Annotated in this window: 1 protein-coding gene; it reads right to left on the bottom strand. The window is 59.7% G+C overall.

What is annotated here, in order from left to right; all coding sequences use genetic code 11:
* Window positions 1-1006 (bottom strand): cadherin-like domain-containing protein (locus KCN53_RS15965; RefSeq protein WP_224199819.1); only part of this gene is annotated, 1006 nt, incomplete at both ends.

Below are 1006 nucleotides of genomic sequence, written 5' to 3'. Positions count from 1 at the left end.
GACCGTCGCGCTGTCGTTCTCCGCAACCGGCGCCTCATTCGGGGGCGGGGGCGGGGGCGGGGGCGGGGGCGGGGGCGGGGGAGCAGCCGTAACAGTAACATCCACATCCGCGGTCGCTTCGGCGCCCGACGGGTCCTCGACGGTGTAGGAAAAGCCCGCCGCCCCGGAAAATCCGGTGGTCGGAGTAAACACGACCTCGCCATTTACGATCTGCGCCGTGCCGTTCGTCAAGGCGAACACCTCAACGATATCGAGGAGGTCGCCGTCAGCGTCGGTATCGTTCGCCAGAACGTCGATAGTGACCGAATTATCCTGATCGATGCTAGCAACATCATTATTGGCCAGAGGCGCGGAATTCGAGATATCCAAGATTTCGACGGGGCGCGCTAGGACGTCAGGTTGGACTCCAGATGATCTGGTCGCGACTACCATGGTGCCCGACTCGTTTACCGCTAAATCGAAGACCAACTCTCGAAAAGAATCCGGCCCTGCCTGCAGTTCCACTACCTCGCCGATACGCTGGCCGTCGGCGTTGAACGCAGCAGCAAAGACGGAAGACAGCGTACTTCCTACGTCCGCCTCTCGCGTTACGTCAAACGCGAGCACGAAGCCGCCGCCAGCCAGCGGCGTCGCTCGAAGGAACCCGAGGCCTTCCTCGGCTTGCAGACCGGGAAGCAAGGAAATTCGGTTCTGGAACGACCCATCCGCTGCAATGGGATGGAAAAAAATCTCCTGTCCCTCTTCCAGTACAAGTCCAGCCGGCTGACCGGCGTTACCAGTTACGACTAGCGTTGCGCTGGATTGAGGCGAATCCGGGCGGAAATCATCGACGAGAACGGCGTCAGTTGAAAGGTCAATACTTGCAACAAAGACGTCCTCCGCAAAATCGGATGCATGCGTGACAGCGGCAACGTAGAGAGTATCCCCTGCCGCCTCTACGGTGACCTCATACACATCGTAATCTGGGTCCGCGGCAGGCCCGGTCTCATAAACAGTAGAGCTTGTG

Source organism: Pacificimonas aurantium (assembly GCF_020092905.1).
GTDB lineage: Bacteria > Pseudomonadota > Alphaproteobacteria > Sphingomonadales > Sphingomonadaceae > Pacificimonas > Pacificimonas aurantium.
Note: the sequence above shows the minus strand (reverse complement) of the source record. Positions and strands in the feature narration are given on the sequence as shown.